This window comes from Streptomyces sp. NPDC030296, assembly GCF_055572815.1.
Genome location: NZ_JBVICQ010000001.1, coordinates 6,347 through 10,205, shown reverse-complemented (window position 1 = coordinate 10,205; position 3,859 = coordinate 6,347). Strand labels below are relative to the sequence as shown.

The 3,859-nt window shown below is 76.1% G+C and carries 3 protein-coding genes; all 3 read left to right on the top strand.

Annotation, left to right across the window (positions count from 1 at the left end):
- Window positions 1–423: 423 nt before the first annotated feature.
- Complete coding sequence (locus ACZ4Z3_RS00040) at window positions 424–1,722, top strand: alpha/beta fold hydrolase (protein WP_468498884.1); 1,299 nt, start codon at window positions 424–426, stop codon at window positions 1,720–1,722.
- 116 nt (window positions 1,723–1,838) lie between these two features.
- Window positions 1,839–2,132: a hypothetical protein gene (locus ACZ4Z3_RS00035; RefSeq protein ID WP_468498883.1), complete on the top strand. Its 294-nt coding sequence runs from the start codon at window positions 1,839–1,841 to the stop codon at window positions 2,130–2,132.
- Window positions 2,133–2,135: 3 nt separating this feature from the next.
- Window positions 2,136–3,170, top strand: a complete 1,035-nt coding sequence (locus ACZ4Z3_RS00030) for an alpha/beta fold hydrolase (RefSeq protein WP_468498882.1) — start codon at window positions 2,136–2,138, stop codon at window positions 3,168–3,170.
- Window positions 3,171–3,859 lie beyond the last annotated feature (689 nt).

The following is a 3,859-nucleotide window of genomic DNA, read 5'->3' as shown; positions in this document are numbered from 1 at the left end:
TCCTCCCCCCCCACCCCACCCCCCCCCCCCCCCCCCCCCCCCCCCCCCCCCCCCCCCCCCCCCCCCCCCCCCCCCCCCCCCCCCCCCCCCCCCCCCCCCCCCGCCGCCGTGTGCCGTGCGCCCGGCGGCACCGCACGGCACACCAGGCACGGCACATCGCGCACGGCACATCGCGCACGGCACCCCACGCGCGGCGCTTAGCGGGGCGCAACCCGTGCGCCAGCAGGGCTTAAGGGACGGCGGCCAGGATCTCTCCGGGCGGGCCACCCGGCCGGGGGACATCCCCCGCTCCCGGCCGGGCAGGCCCGCCGCCGTACGACCGGACAGCCCCGCCCGCCGCCGGTACGACCAGGAAGGCCCCGAGCCCTCCGGCCGCATCCCCCGGGCATCGGACCCGCATCCCGGAGGAGACGGAGAACAGCGATGGACCATCTCGCGGAACTCAAGGAGTTCGCGCGGCTGCACGCCCGCGGCCAGGGCATCGGTGACCGCCAGGTCGCGGCCGTCCTGCCGAGGATCACCAACGACGAGCCGGGACACCCCGCGTCGTGGGCCCGGGTGTGGACCGGCGAGGCCGACCGGCTGGCCGTCGCCGGCCGCCCCCTCGACGCCTGCCGGCACTACGCGCTCGCCCGTTTCCCGTACCACGGCGACGACGTCCGGCGCCGGGCCCAGGACAACTGCGTCCGCACCTTCGACGACTGGCGGCGCCGGCGCGGCATCCAACGCCTGGTCCTCGACCACCCCGAGGGCACGGTCGCCTGCTGGGCGAGCGGACTCGACTCCCGCCGCCGACGGCCGCTGCTGCTGGTCATGGGCGGCATCCTCAGCGTCAAGGAGCAGTGGGCGCCCCTGCTGCCCCGGCTCGCCCGCCTCGGCTGGGCGGCCGTGGTCGCCGAGATGCCCGGCGTCGGCGAGAACACCCTGCGCTACCACGCGGACTCCTGGCGGCTGCTGCCGTTCCTCATGGACCAACTCGCGGACCGCGCCCGGGTGACCGACACCTCCGTCCTCGGCCTCAGCTTCAGCGGCCACCTGGCGCTGCGCGCGGCGGCCGAGGACCCGCGCATCCGCTCCGTCCACACCGTCGGCGCCCCCGTCGCCGGGTTCTTCGACGACCCCGGCTGGTGGCCCCGGGTCCCCGGGATCACCGTCGCCACGCTGCGCCGGCTCACCGGCGCGAGGGACGACGACGCGCTGCGGGAGCTGCTCGCGGACTTCCCCCTCGGGCCGGGCATCCTCCGCGCGATCGACATCCCCGTCGGATACGTGGTCAGCTCCCGGGACGAGATCATCCCCGGCACGGAGCGCCAGCGGCTCGCCTCCGCGCTGCCCCGCGTGCGCTTCAAGGAGTTCGACGACGTCCACGGCTCCCCGGCCCACCTGGGCGCCATGCGGAAGTGGCTGATCGCCTCACTGCTGCGGGCCCGCGTCACCCACTGCCTCGGCGGCCGCCGCGCCCTGTCCGCCGACGGCGCGCAGCGGCGACCGGGGGCGACCGGCGGCGCGCCCGGCCTGTCCCGTGCGCTCGGCGCCGAGGCGTCCGGCGCGCCCGGCACGTCCACCGTGGTCGGCTCGTCCGACGCGTTCGGCGCGTCCACCGTGGGCGGCGCGTCCGTGGTGGGGCCGTCCGGTGGAGCGGGCCCCTCCGGCTCCGGCCCCGGGGGCCTCGGCTGGGCCGACGCCGTGCCCCGTCAGCCGCGCCGGTCTCCCGTCGAGTGAGAGTCCCGCACCCGTCCGTCGGCGCCCCGCGCCGGGCGTCGCCCCCACCGGTCGGCGGCGGTAACCGCGACCGTTTCCGGTGCGCTTCCTCGCACACTTACCCAGAGGTGGCTGTCATGTCCTCCGTGCACACCCTCCGCGCTCCCTCCTCCCCGGCCCAGGCGCACACTCCCTGGCGGACGAGGACACCCGGCCAGGCCCAGCCCTGGCGTTCCCTCACCTCGCTCGGCCTCGACCCGGAACCCGAGGGCGTCCCCGGTGACCCGGCCCTCTTCCACGCCCAGCGCGTCCCGGTCGCCGTCCCCGGCCCCGTCGGCGTCGAGGCTCCGGGCACCCCGGACGTCGTCGAGTCCGCGCCGGTCCCGCGCCGCCCCGTCCGTGACCACCATCCGATCCCGCAGGAGGCCTGACCCATGGCCGACGACCCCTTCACCGCCCGCTCGCCCTTCCGGCCCCACCAGCAGCCGGGACGGCCCAGGCCGCGGGCGGTGGGCCGCAACGAGATCCGCGTCCGCACCCGTGAGCTGCACGGCTACCGCTTCGCCTACCGCATGGCCGGCAAGGGCGAGTCCGCGGTGGTGCTGATCCACGGCATCGGCGACTCCTCCGCGACCTGGGCCGACATCATCCCGGGCCTGGCCGCCCGGTACCGGGTCCTCGCCCCCGACCTGCTGGGCCACGGGGCGTCCGCCAAACCCCGTGGCGACTACTCGCCCGGCGCGTACGCCAACGGGCTGCGGGATCTGCTCAGCGCCCTGGGCATCGAGCGGGCCACCCTCGTCGGCCACTCCCTCGGCGGCGCGGTGGCCGCCCAGTTCGCCTACCAGTTCCCCGAGCGCACCGAGCGGCTGGTCCTCGTCGGCAGCGGCGGCATCGGCCGCCAGGTCTCCCCGCTGCTGCGGGCCGCCACGCTGCCCGGCGCCGAACTGCTGCTGTCGGCCTTCCAACTGCCCACCGTGCGGTGGCAGTTGCAGATGTTCGTGCGGATCATGAAGACGCTGAACACGGGACTCGGGGTCGACGCGCCGGATCTGCTGCGGGTGGTGGACGCCCTGCCGGACGCGAGTTCGCGCAGCGCGTTCGTACGGACCCTGCGGGCCGTCGTCGACTGGCGGGGCCAGGTCGGCACGCTCCTCGACCGCTGCTATCTGACACAGGGCATGCCGACCATGCTGGTGTGGGGCGGACGCGACATGGTCGTCCCGGCCCTGCACGCCGGCCTCGGCCATGTGTCCATGCCGGGCAGCCGGCTGGAGATATTCGAGGACGCCGGGCACTTCCCGTTCCACACGGACCCGGAGCGCTTCCTCGGTGTGCTCCACGACTTCATCGGCCGCACCCGGCCCGCCCGGTTCAGCCCCGAGGAGTGGCGGCAGCTGCTGCGCACCCGCCGCGCGCAGGCCCGCCCCCGGGGCGCCCGTCCCCTCCAGGGACGGGCCACCGGCTGACGGCCGGCCACGCGGGGGAACGGAGTGGAGAACCGGTCCCCCGCCACTGCCGTCGCCGGCCGTCCGGGAGCCGCGTGCGGGACGTCACGCGGCTCCCTCCCGGCGACGACGACCGCGTACGGCCGACGCCGGGGACGACGTCACACGGTCCTCGCGGAGCGAGAAGGCATCCGACTCCTGCTGCGGAGCAGCCCCTACGGCCCCCGCAGGCAAGGGCGTCACGCCGCTCCTGCCGGGGATGACGCCGTGCGCTCCCGCCGGGGACACCCCCACGCCGCTCCCGCCGGGACGGTGCCACATGGTCCTCGCGGGGGAAGAAGGCCAGCGGCTCCTGTCGGCCCGCAGGCCATACGGCTCTGCTGGCGACGCTGTCACACCCCTCGTGCCGGGGATGGCGTCGCGCGGTCCTGCCGGGGACGGTGTCACGCTGCTCCCGACGGCGACGGTGTCACGTGGTCCTCGCGGGGCCGAAGGTCACACGGCTCTGCCGGCGACGGTGTCACGCTGCTTCCGCCGGGACGGTGTCACGTGGTCCTAGCGGGGGCGAGGGTCACACGGCTTCTGTCGGCGTGGAGGTCATACGTTCCTGCCGGGGACGGTGTCACGCTGCTTCCGCCGGGACGGTGTCACGTGGTCCTAGCGGGGGCGAGGGTCACACGGCTTCTGTCGGCGTGGAGGTCATACGTTCC